This window comes from Mycobacterium kyorinense (genome assembly GCF_002101735.1).
GTDB classification, from domain to species: domain Bacteria; phylum Actinomycetota; class Actinomycetes; order Mycobacteriales; family Mycobacteriaceae; genus Mycobacterium; species Mycobacterium kyorinense.
The window spans coordinates 17,249-34,503 of sequence record NZ_LQPE01000159.1; the positions used below are offsets into that span (position 1 = coordinate 17,249).

Annotated in this window: 13 protein-coding genes and 2 pseudogenes; 7 read left to right on the top strand and 8 right to left on the bottom strand. The window is 68.4% G+C overall.

Annotated features, from left to right (window positions below):
* Positions 1 to 8: 8 nt before the first annotated feature.
* The 3 genes from AWC14_RS22380 (at position 9) to AWC14_RS28405 (ending at position 3,812) form a co-directional block, all read left to right on the top strand.
* Positions 9 to 1,415, top strand: a complete 1,407-nt coding sequence (locus AWC14_RS22380) for an NAD(P)H-quinone dehydrogenase (protein WP_045381260.1) — start codon at positions 9 to 11, stop codon at positions 1,413 to 1,415.
* 52 nt (positions 1,416 to 1,467) lie between these two features.
* On the top strand, positions 1,468 to 3,201 hold the full coding sequence (locus AWC14_RS22385; RefSeq protein ID WP_057003544.1) for a glycerol-3-phosphate dehydrogenase/oxidase: 1,734 nt from the start codon (positions 1,468 to 1,470) through the stop codon (positions 3,199 to 3,201).
* 248 nt (positions 3,202 to 3,449) lie between these two features.
* On the top strand, positions 3,450 to 3,812 hold the full coding sequence (locus AWC14_RS28405) for a hypothetical protein (RefSeq protein ID WP_142281797.1): 363 nt from the start codon (positions 3,450 to 3,452) through the stop codon (positions 3,810 to 3,812).
* A 70-nt stretch (positions 3,813 to 3,882) separates the two neighbouring features.
* Here AWC14_RS28405 and AWC14_RS22390 read toward each other — a convergent pair whose 3' ends face one another.
* From AWC14_RS22390 to AWC14_RS29275, 5 genes and pseudogenes are all read right to left on the bottom strand, one after another.
* Complete coding sequence (locus AWC14_RS22390; protein WP_045381264.1) at positions 3,883 to 4,212, bottom strand: hypothetical protein; 330 nt, start codon at positions 4,210 to 4,212, stop codon at positions 3,883 to 3,885.
* 177 nt (positions 4,213 to 4,389) lie between these two features.
* Positions 4,390 to 4,944 (bottom strand): PadR family transcriptional regulator, encoded by a 555-nt coding sequence (locus AWC14_RS22395; protein WP_045381266.1) that lies wholly within the window; start codon positions 4,942 to 4,944, stop codon positions 4,390 to 4,392.
* The gene (locus AWC14_RS22400) at positions 4,929 to 5,549 is read right to left on the bottom strand and encodes a hypothetical protein (RefSeq protein ID WP_045381268.1); all 621 of its coding nucleotides are present in this window, start codon (positions 5,547 to 5,549) and stop codon (positions 4,929 to 4,931) included. Before AWC14_RS22400 ends, AWC14_RS22395 begins: the two co-directional genes overlap by 16 nt.
* 349 nt (positions 5,550 to 5,898) lie before the next feature.
* Positions 5,899 to 7,122: pseudogene (locus AWC14_RS22405) on the bottom strand (MFS transporter); the annotation flags it as partial.
* Between the two features lie 304 nt (positions 7,123 to 7,426).
* The gene (locus tag AWC14_RS29275) at positions 7,427 to 7,603 is read right to left on the bottom strand and encodes a hypothetical protein (RefSeq protein ID WP_211282311.1); all 177 of its coding nucleotides are present in this window, start codon (positions 7,601 to 7,603) and stop codon (positions 7,427 to 7,429) included.
* Between the two features lie 347 nt (positions 7,604 to 7,950).
* On the opposite strand from AWC14_RS29275, the pseudogene AWC14_RS22410 reads away from it, so the two are divergent.
* The 4 genes and pseudogenes from AWC14_RS22410 to AWC14_RS22425 form a co-directional block, all read left to right on the top strand.
* Positions 7,951 to 8,217 (top strand): annotated as a pseudogene (locus AWC14_RS22410) (pseudouridine synthase); the annotation flags it as partial.
* Positions 8,218 to 8,389: 172 nt separating this feature from the next.
* Positions 8,390 to 9,313 carry a pseudouridine-5'-phosphate glycosidase gene (locus AWC14_RS22415; protein WP_052425631.1) on the top strand — a complete coding sequence of 308 codons (924 nt, stop codon included), beginning with the start codon at positions 8,390 to 8,392 and terminating at the stop codon, positions 9,311 to 9,313.
* 64 nt (positions 9,314 to 9,377) lie between these two features.
* Positions 9,378 to 10,463 carry a phosphate ABC transporter substrate-binding protein PstS gene (gene pstS, locus AWC14_RS22420; protein ID WP_045381273.1) on the top strand — a complete coding sequence of 362 codons (1,086 nt, stop codon included), beginning with the start codon at positions 9,378 to 9,380 and terminating at the stop codon, positions 10,461 to 10,463.
* A gap of 95 nt (positions 10,464 to 10,558) precedes the next feature.
* On the top strand, positions 10,559 to 11,611 hold the full coding sequence (locus AWC14_RS22425; RefSeq protein ID WP_045381276.1) for a PPE family protein: 1,053 nt from the start codon (positions 10,559 to 10,561) through the stop codon (positions 11,609 to 11,611).
* A gap of 11 nt (positions 11,612 to 11,622) precedes the next feature.
* Here the strand turns inward: AWC14_RS22425 and AWC14_RS22430 are convergent, their stop codons facing one another.
* Genes AWC14_RS22430 through AWC14_RS22440 form a run of 3 tightly spaced genes read right to left on the bottom strand, consistent with a single transcriptional unit; the run spans position 11,623 to position 17,233 of the window.
* Positions 11,623 to 11,949, bottom strand: a complete 327-nt coding sequence (locus AWC14_RS22430; RefSeq protein WP_045381278.1) for a DUF732 domain-containing protein — start codon at positions 11,947 to 11,949, stop codon at positions 11,623 to 11,625.
* Positions 11,950 to 11,993: 44 nt separating this feature from the next.
* On the bottom strand, positions 11,994 to 12,743 hold the full coding sequence (gene nei2 / locus AWC14_RS22435; protein WP_045381281.1) for an endonuclease VIII Nei2: 750 nt from the start codon (positions 12,741 to 12,743) through the stop codon (positions 11,994 to 11,996).
* Entirely contained in the window at positions 12,743 to 17,233 is a 4,491-nt protein-coding gene (locus AWC14_RS22440; protein ID WP_045381486.1) for an ATP-dependent helicase, read from the bottom strand. Before AWC14_RS22440 ends, nei2 begins: the two co-directional genes overlap by 1 nt.
* Between the last annotated feature and the right edge of the window lie 22 nt (positions 17,234 to 17,255).

Sequence of the window (17,255 nt, forward strand, 5' to 3'; positions counted from 1 at the left end):
TAGGGATCGTGGCGACCCGCATCGTGATCATCGGGGGAGGACCGGCCGGCTACGAGGCGGCGCTGGTCGCCGCCGCGCGCGACGCTCAGGTCACCGTCGTCGACTCCGACGGCATCGGCGGCGCGGCCGTGCTGGCCGACTGCGTGCCGTCCAAGACGTTCATCGCCTCGACCGGGCTGCGCACCGAGCTGCGCCGCGCCGCCCGCCTCGGCTTCGACATCGACATCGACGACGCCAAGATCTCGCTGCCCGAAATCCACCAGCGGGTCAAGACGCTGGCCGCCGAGCAGTCCGCCGACATCACCGCACAACTGCTGTCGATGGGTGTCGAGGTGATCGCCGGCAAAGGCGAGCTGGTCGACACCACCCCCGGCCTGGCCCGGCACTGCATCAAGGTGACCGCCGACGACGGCAGCACCACCGAGCTCGACGCCGACGTGGTGCTGATCGCCACCGGCGCCAGCCCGCGGATCCTGCCGTCGGCGCAGCCCGACGACGAGCGCATCCTGACCTGGCGCCAGCTCTACGACCTGGACTCGCTGCCCGACCACCTCATCGTGGTCGGCTCGGGGGTGACCGGCGCCGAGTTCGTCAACGCCTACACCGAACTCGGTGTCGAGGTGACGGTTGTGGCCAGCCGCGACCGGGTGCTGCCCTACGAGGACGCCGACGCCGCGCTGGTGCTCGAGGAGTCGTTCGCCGAGCGCGGCGTCAAGCTGGTCAAGAACGCCCGCGCCGACTCCGTCACCCGCACCGACGGCGGAGTGCTGGTCACGATGACCGACGGCCGCACCGTCGAGGGCAGCCACGCGCTGATGACGATCGGGTCGACGCCCAACACCGCCGGCCTGGGCCTGGAGCGGGTGGGCATCGAGCTGGGCCGCGGCAACTACCTGACCGTCGACCGGGTGTCCCGCACGTCGGTGCCCGGCATCTACGCCGCCGGCGACTGCACGGGTTTGCTGCCGCTGGCGTCGGTCGCCGCGATGCAGGGCCGGATCGCGATGTGGCACGCGCTGGGCGAGGCCGTCACACCGATCCGGCTGCGCACGGTCGCCGCGGCGGTGTTCACCCGGCCGGAGATCGCCGCGGTCGGGGTCCCGCAGTCGGCCATCGACAACGGCTCGGTGCTGGCCCGCACGATCATGCTGCCGCTGCGGACCAACGCCCGCGCCAAGATGTCCGAGCTGCGGCACGGTTTCGTCAAACTGTTCTGCCGGCAGGCCACCGGCGTGGTGATCGGCGGCGTGGTGGTGGCGCCCATCGCCTCGGAGCTGATCCTGCCGATCGCCGTCGCGGTGCAGAACCGCATCACCGTCAACCAGTTGGCGCGCACGCTGGTGGTCTACCCGTCGCTGTCGGGTTCGATCACCGAGGCGGCCCGGCGGTTGATGGCGCACGACGATCTGGACTAGCTGCCGGTAGCCTTAGGCCAGTGCTACCGACGAGTAACAGGAGTCCTGCGCCGTGAGCGATCAGTTCTGGCCGGCTTCATCGCTGGGGCCCCAGCAACGCACCTCCGCCTGGGAACGACTCGGCGCCGAGCAGTTCGACGTGGTGGTCATCGGCGGCGGCGTGGTGGGCTCCGGCTGCGCGCTGGATGCCGCCACCCGCGGCCTGAAGGTCGCGATGGTCGAGGCCCGCGACTACGCCTCGGGCACCTCGAGCCGCTCGTCGAAGATGTTCCACGGCGGGCTGCGCTATCTCGAGCAGCTGGAGTTCGGTCTGGTCCGCGAGGCCCTCTACGAGCGGGAGCTGTCGTTGACGACGCTGGCGCCGCATCTGGTCAAGCCGCTGCCGTTTTTGTATCCGCTGACCAAGCGGTGGTGGGAGCGCCCCTACGTGGCCGCCGGCATCTTCCTCTACGACCAGCTGGGCGGCGCGAAATCTGTTCCGGCACAAAAGCATTTGACCCGCGCGGGCGCTTTAAGACTGTGCCCGGGGCTCAAGCGCAGCTCGCTGATCGGCGGAATCCGCTACTACGACACCGTGGTCGACGACGCCCGCCACACCATGACGGTGGCGCGCACCGCCGCGCACTACGGCGCGGTGGTGCGTTCGTCGACTCAGGTGATCGCGTTGCTGCGCGACGGCGACCGGGTGACCGGCGTACGGGTGCGTGACTCCGAGGACGGCGCGGTCACCGACGTGCGTGGTCATGTGGTGGTCAACGCGACCGGGGTGTGGACCGACGAGATTCAGGCATTGTCCAAGCAGCGCGGCCGATTTCAGGTCCGCGCCTCCAAGGGCGTGCACATCGTCGTGCCCCGCGACCGCATCGTCAGCGACGTCGCGATCATCCTGCGCACCGAGAAGTCGGTGATGTTCGTGATCCCGTGGGGCAGCCACTGGATCATCGGCACTACCGACACCGACTGGAACCTCGACCTGGCCCACCCGGCGGCCACCAAGGCCGACATCGACTACATCCTGGGCACCGTCAATACCGTGCTGACCACCCCGTTGACCCACGCCGACATCGACGGCGTGTATGCCGGGCTGCGGCCGTTGCTGGCCGGGGAGAGCGACGACACCTCGAAGCTGTCCCGCGAACACGCGGTGGCGGTGCCCGCTCCCGGCTTGGTCGCGATCGCCGGCGGCAAGTACACCACCTACCGGGTGATGGCGGCCGACGCGATTGACGCTGCGGCGCAATATGTTCCGGCCCGGGTGGCGCCGTCGATCACCGAGAAGGTGCGGCTGCTGGGCGCCGACGGCTACTTCGCGCTGGTCAACCAGGCCGAACATGTCGGCGAGCTGCACGGCCTGCATCCCTACCGGGTGCGTCACCTGCTGGACCGCTACGGCTCGCTGATCGGCGAGGTGCTGACGATGGCGGACGGTCGTCCGGACCTGCTGAACCCGATCGCTGCCGCGCCGGTCTACCTGCGGGTCGAGGCCGCCTACGCCGCCGCCGCGGAAGGTGCGCTGCATCTAGAGGACATCCTGGCCCGCCGAATGCGGATTTCCATCGAGTACCCGCATCGGGGCGTCGACTGCGCCCGCGAGGTGGCCGAGGTCGTCGCACCGATTCTGGGCTGGACGTCCGCCGACATCGACCGCGAGGTCGAGACCTACACGGCGCGGGTGGAGGCGGAGATACTCTCGCAGGCCCAGCCCGACGACGCGTCCGCCGACGCGCTGCGGGCCGCCGCCCCGGAGGCTCGCGCCGAGATACTCGAGCCGGTGCCGCTCAATTGAGGCAGGATGCTCGCCAGGAAGTCGTCGACGCCGACGGTGGCTCGCGAATGGTCGCCGCGCTTCCACCACCAGCACGCGCGGTGTGCCGACGCGAACGTCTCCGGCCGATGGGCTTGGCTGAACCGCTGCCGCGGCGGTCAGCGTTGACGCGACCGGTCACGGTCCATTATCAGCGCCGCGTTTCTGAGATCAGCCTGAGGAATCCGGGGGAGTCGTCGCCACCCGCGCTCGCAGACTTAAGGAGACCGATGGTGATTGTTCTGTTATTGCTGGCCGCTGTTGTGGCAGGCGCCAACTGGTTAAGTACGCAAAGTCGTCGATATCCCCGCAACGATGCGTCACATCCGTACGCCGGGCGAACCAGCGCCAACGATAAGAACTTCGGCGACATAACGACGCCGGTGCGGGCTCCGTTGTGGCCGTGGGTGCTGGGCATGGCGGTGATCGCCGCGCTGGTGTTGGGCCGGGCCGTTCGTGGCGCTGTTTGGTCCCTGACTCGCTTCGTGTCGGCGGCTCAGCAAGAATCAGCTGGCGTTCGATTCCGACCGGTACGGCTACTCTCGGTTAGGGTTAGGCGGATCGATCCGGTTTTGGCGAATCGGGAACAATAAGAGCGCCGTGCGTTCCCGTTCGGCGTCGGGCTCGAATCCTGTTGATCCGCGGTTGACCGGCCGATCAAGGCTAGGGGTCTTCGGCGAAGCCGCGACACGGGTGCACCTCGAAGCTGAACACGCCGGCCGCAACACCGGGGTCGTCGTTCATGAGCGCAATGGTGTCATCGACAGTGCCGGTGAACGCCCGGACGGCCCAGACCTCCGAACCGTCGAGCACCGTGAACGCCGCGGCCAGCATCCCGGCATCGCGCAGCCCAAGGTTGCGCCGACCATGCTCCCACATGAGCGCAGGCGCGATGTCGTCAGCGCAGTTCGGCCCCGGCTTGAGGAAGACGAGGCTATAAGAATTCGCAGTGGGCACCAGTTCGTTCATCTCGTCATCGGTGAACGTCTTCATCGGTGCTCCTCTCCGACCTCGTCAGCCTGCGCCTTGCAGAATAATTGCCGCGTGGCAAGCCGATGCAGACTGGCCATCTGGATCTTCGACGCGGTAGGCGGAGTGTCGTGCTTGTGACATGCACTCTCATCGAGCTTTCTTCAGGCGCCGGCCAACACCTCAAGAACCGGTGCGAAGCTACTCGGATCCGGCGAGCAAGCTGTAGATCTCGCGGCGGGCGTTCTTGAGGATGGCCACGATGCGCTGTTCTACTTCAGCGGTGGTCGCATATGCGGATTGCGCCACCGCGCCGCACAACGAAGCCAACGCCGTCCGCAGGTCGGCCTGACTTGTGTCGACGTGCTCGTCGAATTGCTTCCAGGGCGGGGTATTGATCTTTTCAGCGGCTGCGCGTCCTTGGTCGGTCAGCTCGAAAAGCTTCGTGCTTCCCTCACTTTCAGAGCTGACGATCAAGCCCTCGTCGTCGAGCAGCTGCAGCGTCGGATACACCGAGCCGGGGCTGGGCCGCCACACATCCTGGCTGCGTTCGGCGATCTCCTGAATCATTTCGTAGCCATGCATGGGACCCTCGGCGAGCAGGGTCAAGATGGCGGCTCGGACATCACCGGGGCGGACGCGACGCCGGCGGCCGGCCCCGCGCCGTCGGCCGCGGGCGCCCGGGCCGAAACCGAAACCAAAGCCGGGGCCGGGCCCGAAACCAAAACCAGTCCCGGGCCCTAGCCAAAATCCGATTCGGGCACAGGCTCGCCTGGACCGTGGCCGGGACGGTGCTCGTGCGGGGGTGGCGGCGGCGGCGGCGGGTGCCCTGGCCCATGTTCATGCGGAGGTGGCGGTGGGTGACCAGGGTGTTTTTTCGGCCCGGCTTTCTTGCCGGGTGCTTTCTTGCCCGGTGCCTTCTTGGCGGGGGCTTTCTTTGGGCCGGGACCATCCTCGTGGGGAGGTCCGGGATGATGACCGGGGCCATGCTTGGGGCCGGGGGCAAGCCTGGGGTGGGGACCGTGGCCGGGTCGGGAATGGGGGCCTTCACCGGGGCCGAAATCGGAGTCTTCGTCGTAGTCGGGTTCGAATTCGGATTCCTCATCGTAATCCGGTTCCAGCTCGGACTCCTCGTCGTAGTCCCACTCGATCGGGCGATCGCTCTGGTAAAGGTCGAGGTCTTCACGGTGCGGTCCGTTTTGCCGCGCACGCCGGTGCTCGAGACCAGCTTCGAGCTCGACCGGAGCATGGTCACCGCCATCGGCGGGCGCGCCGCCTGTGACTGTGTCGGTGATCTGTTCTTCCGCCTCGTCTTTCTTGGCTCGCCCGGGTCGGCGGCTGGGCGTTTGTGGTTCGTTCATGGTCGTCTCTCGCTTTCAGATAGGGAAGGCCGTTGCTTGCTTCCGATACTGAAAGATATATCGTTCCATATCTTTCATGCAAGCCTCTGGTGGATGAAACTATTCTTAGGGCAATCTCTGACGACGGCCGAGTGGCCGGATCGAGGGTCGGCGACAATCAGTCTCGGCAGCCGAGAGGGCCTGTGCTGTCGGGCTTTTCGGCAGATGCTTGGTGTAGCCGAGCGATGTCGTCGCCCAAGCGTTGGGCATCAGCCGGTGCATTGTTCCTGGCGTCGAGGGTGTTCGGCGAGTGCGCTGACAGGGCGGGGTCGACGGCATGTGCCGCGGTGACAATAACGACCTCGTCGAGCGGCCCGGCGGTGCCAGCGGTTTCGGGCATAGCGATGAGGTAGAGCGCAAAGCCGGCGGCGGCGATGGCGCCCAGTGACATGAACGCCGCGTGGTAGCCGGCGGTGACCACGATCCAGCCAGCGGCGAAGTTCGACAGTGACGCGCCCACACCCCACGCGCTGGTGATCGCTGCCAGGCTGACATTGAACCGGCCGGTTCCATGTGTGACGTCTTGGACGATTAGGGGGAACAACACCCCGAAGATGCCAGCTCCCACACCGTCGAGCAGCTGCACGCCCACCAACCAGTAGGAGTTGTCCGACAACGTGTAGAGGAACCCGCGAACGGTCAGGACCGCGAAACCAACCAGAAAAATGGGCTTTCGTCCCCACGCGTCGGCCTTCGCCCCGGCGATGTAGGCCACCGGCACCATGACGACCTGCGCGGCGAAGATGCACGCCGACATCAGCGCGGTGCCGACATCCTTGTTGTGCAATCCCAGTTCTTGGCCAACCAGCGGCAACATGGCGGCGTTAGCGAAATGGAACGCCACGACCACAACGGCGAAAATCAACAATCTCCGGTTGTGCAGCAGCACCGCGAATCGGGACGGCTGCCGGTGGGCCTCTGCAGGCGCGTGATCCATGCCGCGTGCTACGTCGTGGTCGATCGCCTCGGCCGAAATCCGCAGTGTTGCCACCACGCTGATCACCGCCATGGCAGCCAGCACCCAAAACACCACCACCGGCCCAAAGAAGTAGGCCAGCCCGCCTGCAGCGGCAGCGGCCGTGGCCGTTCCAGCATGCCGGAACGACTCATTGCGCCCAACACGTTCGGAGAAGAATCTCGGCCCCACAACACCCAGCGTGATCGCGGCCAACGCCGGAGCGAAAACCGAGCCGGCGATTCCGGTTAGCGCTTGCAGCAACGAGATCGAATACAAGCCGGGAAACAGCGGCATCGCCAATGCGCCGGCGCTCACCAACACAGCACCACCGATTACTAGCGCCCGCTTCGCGGTCGTCCCGTCGACCCACGCACCGATCGGGGTCTGCGCCACGATCGCCGCGACGCCGCCGACCGCCATCACGAACCCGATCGAGGCCTGGTCCCAATGATGGGTCAGCAGAAGATAGATCGAAAGGTACGGACCTAAACCGTCACGAACATCGGCCAACGAGAAGCTCAGCAAGTCCAGCGCATGGGCCGCTCGCCGCGCGGGAACCTCAGCGACGGTCGACATGGCCGTTCACAACGCCACCGGGTGGCCGTCTAGCCCACGCGACCACAATAAGGTGATCACCGGTTTCTCCTTCGATGTCGAGCATTGTTTGTGAGACCTTTGGCTCCGGTTGAGGCCTGCACGCACAGTGATCCCGATGGCTACGTGTGTTGCAAGCGTGCCGGGCCGCTCTTGCCGGTCTCGCTTTCGTGCTTAACATCATCGGGTCATCCCGCTGCCTATTCGTCTCGACCTGCGACGGTAGCCAGCGAAGTTGAAATGAATCTGAAGAAACCCGCGTCGGCTCGTTTTGTCCATGGTGATCTCAGAACGCCGCGCCAGCAAACTGACCGTCATCAAAATGACGTGCGGCGCGCTCGCCGAATGCTTCCCGCGGCCCCATCCGGTAGCCATGATCAAGCGCCGTCAGCTGACGCGGCGCCGGGCAGTCCGGGAATGGCGAATAACTACCCTCCGCCCTGCCGGTTTTGTCGGTGGCCACCTTCCCGGAACCAAGGCGGGGTCCTGCCGGCGTTGAGACACCAGATTGCGAAGACGGAAAAGACGGTGGTTGCGACGGTCACGAGAATCCCCGCGACTATCACAACCCATGCCGCGATCCGGTAAAGCCTGTCCGGATGTGGCGGCGCCCCGACCGATGGCGGCGCTGCGACGAGAGTGGAAGGGATCGATGGTTCAGGTGTCTCACTCATACATCGCATCATGCCGAGTGCGACAAGAGCCTCGGTAGCGTTCCAGCCATGAAACTGGGAACGCCGGCCGGACGATCAGCCACAGCGAGTCGTAGTCAGGTGGTCCTAAGGGCAGCGGTGACGCGGTCCACGGTTACTGGGTGACGGGCTATACCGGTTGACACCGTAAACCGGACGCACTCATCAACTGCGGGTACACATGGCCTCGGTGGGATTGCCGATCGACGGAGATCCGTTGTATCCCAAGGTGATTGACGTCGGACCCGACGATTTCGGCCAGTCGTTAGCGCTGCTGGCGTACACGCTCGAATTCGACGACCCGATCACGGGTACGCACCGTCGCTTCGTCAGCAGCGCTCGAGGCCTCGCGGCAGGATTCGCAGCGGTGCAGAACTCCGCGTAGCTGCTGGATCCGTCCGGTCGGCGCCGTGGCGTACCGGCATGCGCGTGACGCCGTGCGTCATGGCCTGCGCAACGGTGCGCAAGGTGCCCACGATGCTGACCCGGTTCTGCAGAGTTAACACGCTGGTCTGCAACTGCCACCGCGCACTTTCTATTCCCGCAAAATGGACACCATGACACCGGCTGCCGACACAGCGGGCGTGCTGCGGGTGGCCGACGAGGTGGCAGAGGCGCTGTCGTCGGGCCGCCCGGTCGTGGCGCTGGAAACCACGCTGGTCTCCCACGGTTTCTCGCAGGGCCGCGGCCTTGTGGCCGCGCAGCAGGCCGAGCGGCGCGTGCGCGCCGCCGGGGCCGTGCCGTGCACCGTCGGCGTTGCGGACGGCCTGGTCCGGGCCGGGCTCGATGCCGCGGAGCTTGCGCGCTTCGCCGAGGCGGGGACTGCGGCGCGCAAGGCGGGTGCCCGCGACATTGCGGCGTGTGTGGCCCAGCGCCTGCTGGGCGTCACCACGGTCGGCGGCACCCTGGCCGTCTGCCGTGTCCTCGGTATCCGGTTCATGGGTACCGGGGGGATCGGCGGCGTCCACCGCGGCTTCGCCGAAAGCCTGGATATCTCCAGCGATCTGGTGGAACTGGCCCGCACGCCGGCGATGGTGGTGTGCTCGGGCGCCAAGGCCATCCTGGACGTACCCGCGACGGCCGAGCTGCTCGAGACGCTCAGCGTGCCGGTGCTGGGATGGCGAACCGACACTCTTCCCGTTTTCTACCGCGGCGAGGGCGGCCCGCCCGTGGCCGCACGCGTCGACGGTGCCGCCGACGCCGCGCGAATCGCCGCCCTTCACTGGCGGCTGGCGGGCGCCTCCGGGCTGCTGCTGGGGCGACCGCCGCAGCCCGAACTGGACATCGAGCCGGTGCTGGCCGAGGCGGTCGGCCGCGTCGCGCAGGCCGGGGTGACCGGTCAGGCGGTGACACCGGCCGTCTTGGCGCTGGTGGAAGAACTGACCGGGGGACGCAGCGTCGAGGTCAACCAGCAGCTGATCGCCGACAACGCCGCGTTGGCGGCCGAAGTTGCCGTCGCCTACGCGGCCGTAGCCGGGTAGCGAACAGTAGCTGAACCTTGAGTACGGCGATGCCCAGCGACGGGCGGTGTCAATACCATCGCTGATGATGGCCAATCGATTTGGTGCCGCGATGTGCGTGTTGGCCACCGGTGCGGCGATGGTGTCGGCATGCGGCGCTGACCACCACGCGGTGCAGGGAAAAGCGGGTTGCGGCGGCAAGCCGACTCTGACGGCCAGCGGGTCCACCGCCCAGGAAAACGCCATGGCAACGTTTGTCGCGGCTTTCGAAAGATCCTGTCCGGGGCAGTCGTTGACCTACACGGCCAACGGATCCGGCGCAGGGATCACCGAATTCCTCGGTGGCCGAACGGATTTCGGCGGCTCCGACTCGCCGCTGAGCAAAGCGGAGTACGCCAAGGCGCAGCAGCGGTGCGGCTCGCCGGCGTGGAACCTGCCGATGGTGTTCGGCCCCATCGCGATCGCCTACAACGTCAACGGCCTGACTTCGGTGAACCTCGACGGTCCGACGGCGGCCCAGATCTTCAACGGTCAGATCACGGCCTGGAACGACGCAGCGATCCAGATGCTGAATTTAGGGGTCGCGTTGCCGGCAGAGCCCATCCGGGTGGTGTTCCGCAGCGACGAGTCCGGCACCACGGACAACTTCCAGAGGTACCTCGACACCGCTTCCAACGGCACCTGGGGTAACGGGGCCGGAAAGAAGTTCAACGGCGGTGTGGGCGAGGGCGCTGTGGGCAGCGACGGCGCCGCCGCGGCCGTCAAAGGCACCGAAGGCTCGATCACGTACATCGAATGGTCGGTCGCCCAGACCCAACACCTCAACGTGGCCAAGGTTGTCACGTCGGCCGGCCCGGAGCCGGTAGCGATCGGCCCGGAGTCGGTAGGCAAGACGATCTCAGCAGCCTGGTTCATCAAGGAGGGCAACGACCTGGCCCTTGACACGATCTCGTTCTACCGGCCAAACCAGCCCGGCTCGTATCCCGTCGTGCAAGCGACCTACGAGATCGTCTGCTCAAAGTACTCGGATTCGGGGACCGGTACGGCGGTGAAGGCGTTCCTGCAAAGCGCGCTCGGCCCCGGCCAGAGCGATCTGGCGGACAAGGGATACATCCCGATCCCCGACGAGTTCAAGTCGCGATTGTCGACGGCGGTCAGCGCCGTCTCGTAACCGTCTCGCCCCGGTGCGCAAAGTTCCAGGGTTCTTTTCACTCCCGTCAACGCAATGTTCCGAAAGCTTTTCCGCGGTAGCTGAGGTTTTGCGTCATGGAGTTCATGACGGCGCCGCCGGAAGTCACCTCTGCGCTGATCCACTCCGGGCCAGGTGCGCAATCACTCGTCGGGGCTTCCGCTGCCTGGCAACACCTCGGTGCCCACCTGGAAGAGTCCGCCGAAAACTACGCTGCCGCAGTGTCGTCCCTGACCTCGGCGTGGCAGGGTCCGTCCTCGACGGCGATGGTCGGCGCTGTCGAACCGTACCTGGGCTGGCTTCGCGCCACAGCGCAGCAATGCCGGCAATTGGCCTCTTCGGCGCAGGCCGCGGCGACGGCATACCACTCCGTTCGCGCGGCGGTGGTTCCCACCGCAGCGGTCAGTGCCAACAGGACGCGGCTGGCAGAGTTGTTGGCCACCAACAAGTTCGGCACCAATCTTTCGGCGATCGCCGAAACTGAAGACCAGTACCAGGCGATGTGGGCGAACAACTCGGCGGCGATCAGTCGCTATCAGGCGGCCTCGGCGCAAGCCACCGCGTTGCCACAATTCGCAGCGCCGCCCTCGGTCACCGCGGCGGCTTCGCCATTGGCGTCGGCAACCGACTTCGACCCGAACAGCGGCTGGTTCGGGCTGGCGAACACCTATGCCAACCAATTCGTCTCGTCCGGATTCCCGATCAACCTGCTCAGCTATCTGGCGCAGAACACGTCGGCGCAGGCGCTGCAGGGCATGGGCAGCGAAATCGGCCAGGGCCTGTCGGAGGGCGAGGCCGCCCTGGTGCCGTCGCTGGGTGCACTGGGCGGCGCCGGACTCTCGGCGGAGCCCACCGCGGCGATCGGTGTCGGGGTATCGATGGGCAAGCTGACCGCGCCGCCCGCCGTGGTGGGGCTGTTGCCGGCCACCCAAGCGCCCGTGCAACTTGCGTCAGCCGTGACACCGCTTCCCGCAGGCGAATCCGGGTTGCCCATGCTGCCGCCGATCATGCCGCCGCCGGTGTCGGCGGGCAGCGGCTGGCGCAAACGCAAGCAGCAGAAGTACGACGATCTCGAATACGGCTTGGAGCTCAAGGGCACGGTGATCCATCGGCCGCCCTCGGCGGGGTAACCGATCCGGCGCTACCCCGCATGCCGCGGGCAGAACGCACCCACGCTGGCGCCGACGAAAAACCCGGCATGGTAGCCGTCGAGATTGCTGTTGCTCATCACATCGGACGCGACATCGCTTTTCTGCCTGCCGAGATCAAGCTCATCGCACACCTCGTGACCGGCGATGATCGCGGCTTGCGGTGACGCGAAGTTGATGCCCTTGGACTTCAGCGCCGACAGGAAGTTGACGTCGACGGCGTCGGCATGCGCGGTCGGGGCCGCCAGACCCCCGAGGCCGATCAGCGCAACAACGACAAGCCCGGACAGGTGTGATCGCGCGAGGCGTGGCGAACGCACGAGTGGATCATCGCATGCCCGGACCGGGTGGGCGACTTGGTCATTCAGCGTTGGCAGGCTGGACACCAGTAGGCAACCCGGTCCCCGGTGTGGTCGTAGGCGATCGGGGTGCCGCAGCGACGGCAGGCCATCCCTTGCCGCCCGTACACCCAGAGCTGGCGCCCGGGACGGGTGTCGCCGGTTGTGCAGCGCGCCCACCGGGAGCGATTGGCCCACAACATGTCCCGCGCCCGGGCCACCAGCCGATCCGGGTTGGCGACGGCGCTGACCGGGGAGGTGGGCCGAAGGCCGGCGACGAAACACAGCTCGTTGCAGTAGACGTTGCCAATGCCGGCCATCACCCGCTGGTCCAGCAGCGTCTCGGCAAGCGGCCGCTGCGGCTCGGCCATCAGATTGGCCGCCGCGACCGCCGGATCCCAATCGGCGCCCAACAGGTCGGGGCCCAGATGTGCCACCACGTCCTGGTCGTGTTCACGATCGAGGATCTCCAGCACCCCGAGGTCGATGCCCACGGCCCGAATATCGCCCGCTTCCAAGATGATTCGCACCCGATGATCGACCCGATGGCGACCGACGCGCCAGCTGCCGTCCATCTTCAGATGCGAGTGGATGCTGGCCGGCCCGGCGCGGATGAACAGATGCTTGCCCCGGCTGAGCACCTCGTCGACCAGCCGCCCGGTCAGGTCGACGGTCGCATACCGCGGCACCCGGATGTCGCAGCGGGTCAGCGTCTTTCCGGCCAGCGCGTCGCGCAGCACGGCGGCGGTGTGCCAGACGGTGTCACCTTCGGGCATTACCGCAGCCGCAACCCGCGGGGAGTGCGGGCAAACCCGGCGGCGGTGAGCGCCGCGTGTACCGGCGAATCCTGCAGCTGCAGCACCGGGACCCCGTTGACCCGTTCGACCAGAATCGACTCGATGCGTCCGGCGCCGACCAGATCGGCCAGCGCCGCGGCCGCGGCGTTGCCGGCCTCGGGGTCGTCGGTGAAGCTCAGCAGCGTCCGACCGCCGCGCTCCACAAACCAGGCCAGGGCCCCGTCGACCAGCACGACCAGCGCCCCGGCCTTGCGGCCGGGCCGCGCCGCGCCGTCGGTGGGCGGCCAAGGCAGCGCCGCGCCGTACGGGTTGGCCGGGTCGGCGGCCGCCAGCGCGACGGCCTGGTAGGCGGGCCGCTCCGGGTCGACGCCGTCCAGGTAGCTGCGCAGCCGGTCGACGGTCGAGGCGACGGCGAATTGCGCGCCGCCGAGCGACTCCACGAAGTAGCCCCGCTGGCAGCGGCCGGCGTCCTCGAACGCCGTCAGCACCTTGTAGAGCGTGGCGAACCCGCCGGGAACGGCCTCGGCGGCGACCGCGCCCCGGGTCAGCACGCCGTGGCGGCCCAGCAGTAGCTCGGCCTGGTAGTGCGCGCGCAGTGTGGAATCCGGCTCGGGAGCCGGCAGCGCCGACCAGCGGCCGGCCACCGTCGCGTCGGTGGCGCGGGTCGCCGCATGCGCGACGCTGTAGCGGCTCAACCGCGGCGCGCGGCGATGCCGATGCGCCGGGGTGGACCGCTTGCGGGCGCCGGGGCCGCCGCCGAGCACCGCGCGCACCGGCGCGAACGTGTCGCCGGTGACCCAGCCGGCCCAAATCAGTTCCCACAGCGCCGTTTTGAGCTCGCTGTCGGGGATGTCGGTGGCGAGTTGGCGGAAGAAGAACGCGCCGCCACCGGTCAAGGTGTCCAGGATTGCGCGGTGGGCGGCGGTGAACTCGATCTCGGCCCCGCCGGCCAACGTCAACGGCGCCGAGTCGGCGGAGTGGAACGCGATCCAGCCGTCCGACCCCGAGATGGACCCGGCGCCCGACCAGATCACCTCCCCGGACGCCAGCAGCTCGTCGAGCATCGCCGGCGAGTAGTCGCGCACCCGCGGCGCCAGCACCAGCCGCTCGATCGCCGACGCCGGCAGCGGCACACCGGCGAGCTGATCGATCACCGCGGCCAGCGCGTCGATGCCCGCATTGTCCGACGAGCCGACGTGCTGCCAGGCCGGCAGGAACCGCGCGTAGGCCGCGGTGCTGACCGGCTCCACCTGCGCGCGCAACGCCGCCAGCGAGCGTCGCCGCAATATCCGCAGCACCTCGACGTCGCACCACTGGTCATCAGCGGTGAATTCGCCGCGGACCAGCCGCCCGTCGGCGGCCAGCCGGCCCAGCACGTCGCCCGCCACTCGCAGACCCAGACCGAACCGGGCGGCGGCCTCGGCGGTGGTGAACGGTCCGTGCGTGCGCGCGTACCGGCCGAGCAACTCGCCCAGCGGGTCGGCGACCGCCTCGGTGAAGCTCGTGGGCACCCCGACCGGAACCGCGACCCCGACGCCGTCGCGCAGCCGGCCGATGTCCTCGACGGCCACCCACCAGGTCTGCCCGGCGAACGACACCGTCAGCGCGCGTTTGGCGGCGAGCAGCCCCTCCAACCAGCCGCCGACGTCGGCGCCGCCGGCCCGGGCGGCCACCTCCTCCTCGGTCAGCGGACCCAGCAGCCGCAGCAGGTCGGCGACCGCCTCGGCGTCGCGGGCCACCCGGTCGCCCGACAGGTGCTGCAACTGCCGGGCGGTGGCGGCCACGACCTGCGGGTCGAGCAGCTCGCGCAGCTCGACCCGGCCCAGCAGCTCCGCCAGCAGCGTGGCATCCAACGACAGGGCCGCCGCGCGGCGTTCGGCCAGCGGGCTGTCGCCCTCGTACATGAACGCCCCGACGTAGCCGAACAGCAGCGAAGCCGCAAACGGCGACGGCGTCGCGGTCTCGGCCTCCAGCACCCGCACCCGGCGCTGAGTGATCCGTGCCATCAGCTCGGCCAGCATCGGCACGTCGTAGACGTCCTGCAGGCATTCGCGGATGGTCTCCAGCACGATCGGGAAGTCGGGATATTTGCGTGCCACGTCCAGCAATTGCGCCGCCCGCTGGCGTTGATGCCACAGCGGCGAGCGTTTGCCCGGATGGCGGCGCGGCAACAGCAAAGCGCGCGCCGCGCATTCCCGGAACCGTGACGCGAACAGCGCCGAACCGCCCACTTCAGCGGTGACGAGCGGGTCGATCTCGTCGGCGTCGAACACGAAAAGCTCCGCGCCCGGCGGCTCGGCGGCGTCGGTGTCGGGCAGCCGCACCACGATGCCGTCGTCGGAGGCGGTCGGTTTCTCGTCGATGCCGTAGCGCTCCGCCAGCCGGCGGCTCACCGCCAGCGCAAGCGGGCCGTGTACTCGCAGCCCGTACGGCGAGTGCAGGATCACCCGCCAGTCGCCCAGCTCGTCGCGGAACCGCTCGACCACCAGGGTGGTGTCGGTGGGCACGACGGCGGTGGCGGCCCGCTGATCCTCCAGCAGCCGGCGCAGATTCTCGGTTGCGTAGTCGTTGAAACCCAATTCGGCGCAACGCTTTTCGAACTCGCCCTGGCTCAATCCGGCCAGCTCGCCGGTGAACGCGCCGAGCGCGGCGCCCAGCTCGGCGGGCCGCCCGACGTCGTCGCCGCGCCAGAACGGAAGGCGGGCCGGCTGGCCCGGCGCCGGGATCACCAGCACCCGGTCGTGGGTGATCTCGGTGATCCGCCAGCTGGTGGCCCCCAACGAGATGACGTCGCCGGGCCGCGACTCGTAGACCATCTCCTCGTCGAGTTCCCCGACGCGCGAAGGCTTTTCGGTGGCGAGCCAGACGGTGAACAGCCCGCGGTCGGGAATCGAGCCGCCGGAGGTGACCGCCAGCCGCTGCGCGCCCGGCCGCGCCGTCAACGTCCCGGAGTCGCGGTCGTAGACCAGCCGCGGCCGCAGCTCGGCGAACTCGGTGGACGGGTACTTGCCGGCCAGCAGGTCCAGCACCGCCTCGAACGCGCTGCGCGGCAGCGTCGCGAACGGCGCGCTGCGCCGCACGGTGTCGAACCACCGATCGGCGTCAACAGGTTCCAGCGCTGCGGCCGCCACCGTGTGCTGGGCGAGGATGTCCAGCGGGTTGGTGGGCACCCGCATGGTCTCGATCTGGCCGTCGAGCATGCGCTGCACGGTGACCGCGCAGCCGATCAAATCGGTGCGGTGCTTGGGAAACACCACGCCGCGCGAGATCTCGCCGACCTGGTGACCGGCCCGGCCGATGCGCTGCAGGCCGCTGGCCACCGACGGCGGCGCCTCCACCTGGATCACCAGGTCGACCGCGCCCATGTCGATGCCCAGCTCCAGGCTGGACGTCGCGACCACGGCTTTGAGCCGCCCGCTTTTCAGGTCCTCCTCGACGGCGGCGCGCTGCTCCTTGCTCACCGAGCCGTGGTGAGCGCGCGCCAAAACCGCTGGCGCGCCGTAGCTCTGGCCGCTGCCCAACAGCTGCGCGGGCGCGCCGCCGGCCACCTGCGGGTTGCCCGCGCCGTCCAGTTCGACACCGCAGCGCTCGGCGTGAATCTCGTTGAGCCGCGCGGTAAGTCGCTCCGCCAGGCGCCGCGAGTTGGCGAACACGATGGTCGAGTTGTGCGCCTCGATCAGGTCGACAAGCCGCGCCTCCACGTCGGGCCAGATGGTGCGCTCGGCCAGGTTGGTCATATCCGGGACCGGAACCTGCACGGACAGCTCGAACGTCTTGGCCGCCGGCGGAGACACGATGGTCACCGGGGCCGCGCCGCCCAGGAACCGGGCGACCTCCTCGGGCGGGCGCACGGTGGCCGACAGCCCGATCCGCTGGGCCGGCCGCTCGGTCAGCGAGTCGAGCCGCTCCAGCGACAGCGCCAGGTGAGCGCCGCGCTTGGTGCCGGCAATGGCGTGCACCTCGTCGACGATGACGGTCTGCACGCCGGCCAAGGTCTGCCGCGCCGCCGACGTCAGCATCAAAAACAGGGACTCGGGGGTGGTGATCAGCACGTCGGGCGGCGTGCTGATGAGCTGACGACGGCGCGCGGGCGGGGTGTCGCCCGATCGCAATCCGACGCTGATCTGCGGGACGGGCAGCCCGCGCCGCTCGGCTACCCGGGTCATTCCGGCCAGCGGGCCGCGCAAGTTGCGCTCGACGTCGACGGCCAGCGCCTTCAGCGGTGACACGTACAGCACCCGGGTGCCCGGCTCGCGGTCGGCGGACCCGGCCAGGTCATCGATCGCCCACAGGAACGCGGCCAGCGTCTTGCCCGACCCCGTCGGCGCGATGACCAAGGTGTGGCGGCCGTCGGCGATGGCCGCCCAGGCCTCGGCCTGCGCGGGCGTCGGCGCCGCGAAGGTGCCGGCGAACCAGTCGCGGGTGACGGCGCTGAACCGTGCCAGTGGGTCAGGCGGGGCGGAGCTCATCTGGCCATGGTGCCAACGGGCA

Bases quoted from the DNA above. Each gene is read 5' to 3' on its own strand.
- AWC14_RS28405 (WP_142281797.1), top strand. From the start codon at position 3,450: ATGGTGATTGTTCTGTTATTGCTGGCCGCTGTTGTGGCAGGCGCCAAC.
- AWC14_RS22390 (WP_045381264.1), bottom strand. From the start codon at position 4,212: ATGAAGACGTTCACCGATGACGAGATGAACGAACTGGTGCCCACTGCG.
- AWC14_RS22400 (WP_045381268.1), bottom strand. From the start codon at position 5,549: ATGAACGAACCACAAACGCCCAGCCGCCGACCCGGGCGAGCCAAGAAA.
- AWC14_RS22415 (WP_052425631.1), top strand. From the start codon at position 8,390: ATGACACCGGCTGCCGACACAGCGGGCGTGCTGCGGGTGGCCGACGAG.
- pstS (WP_045381273.1), top strand. From the start codon at position 9,378: ATGATGGCCAATCGATTTGGTGCCGCGATGTGCGTGTTGGCCACCGGT.
- AWC14_RS22425 (WP_045381276.1), top strand. From the start codon at position 10,559: ATGGAGTTCATGACGGCGCCGCCGGAAGTCACCTCTGCGCTGATCCAC.
- nei2 (WP_045381281.1), bottom strand. From the start codon at position 12,743: ATGCCCGAAGGTGACACCGTCTGGCACACCGCCGCCGTGCTGCGCGAC.
- AWC14_RS22440 (WP_045381486.1), bottom strand. From the start codon at position 17,233: ATGAGCTCCGCCCCGCCTGACCCACTGGCACGGTTCAGCGCCGTCACC.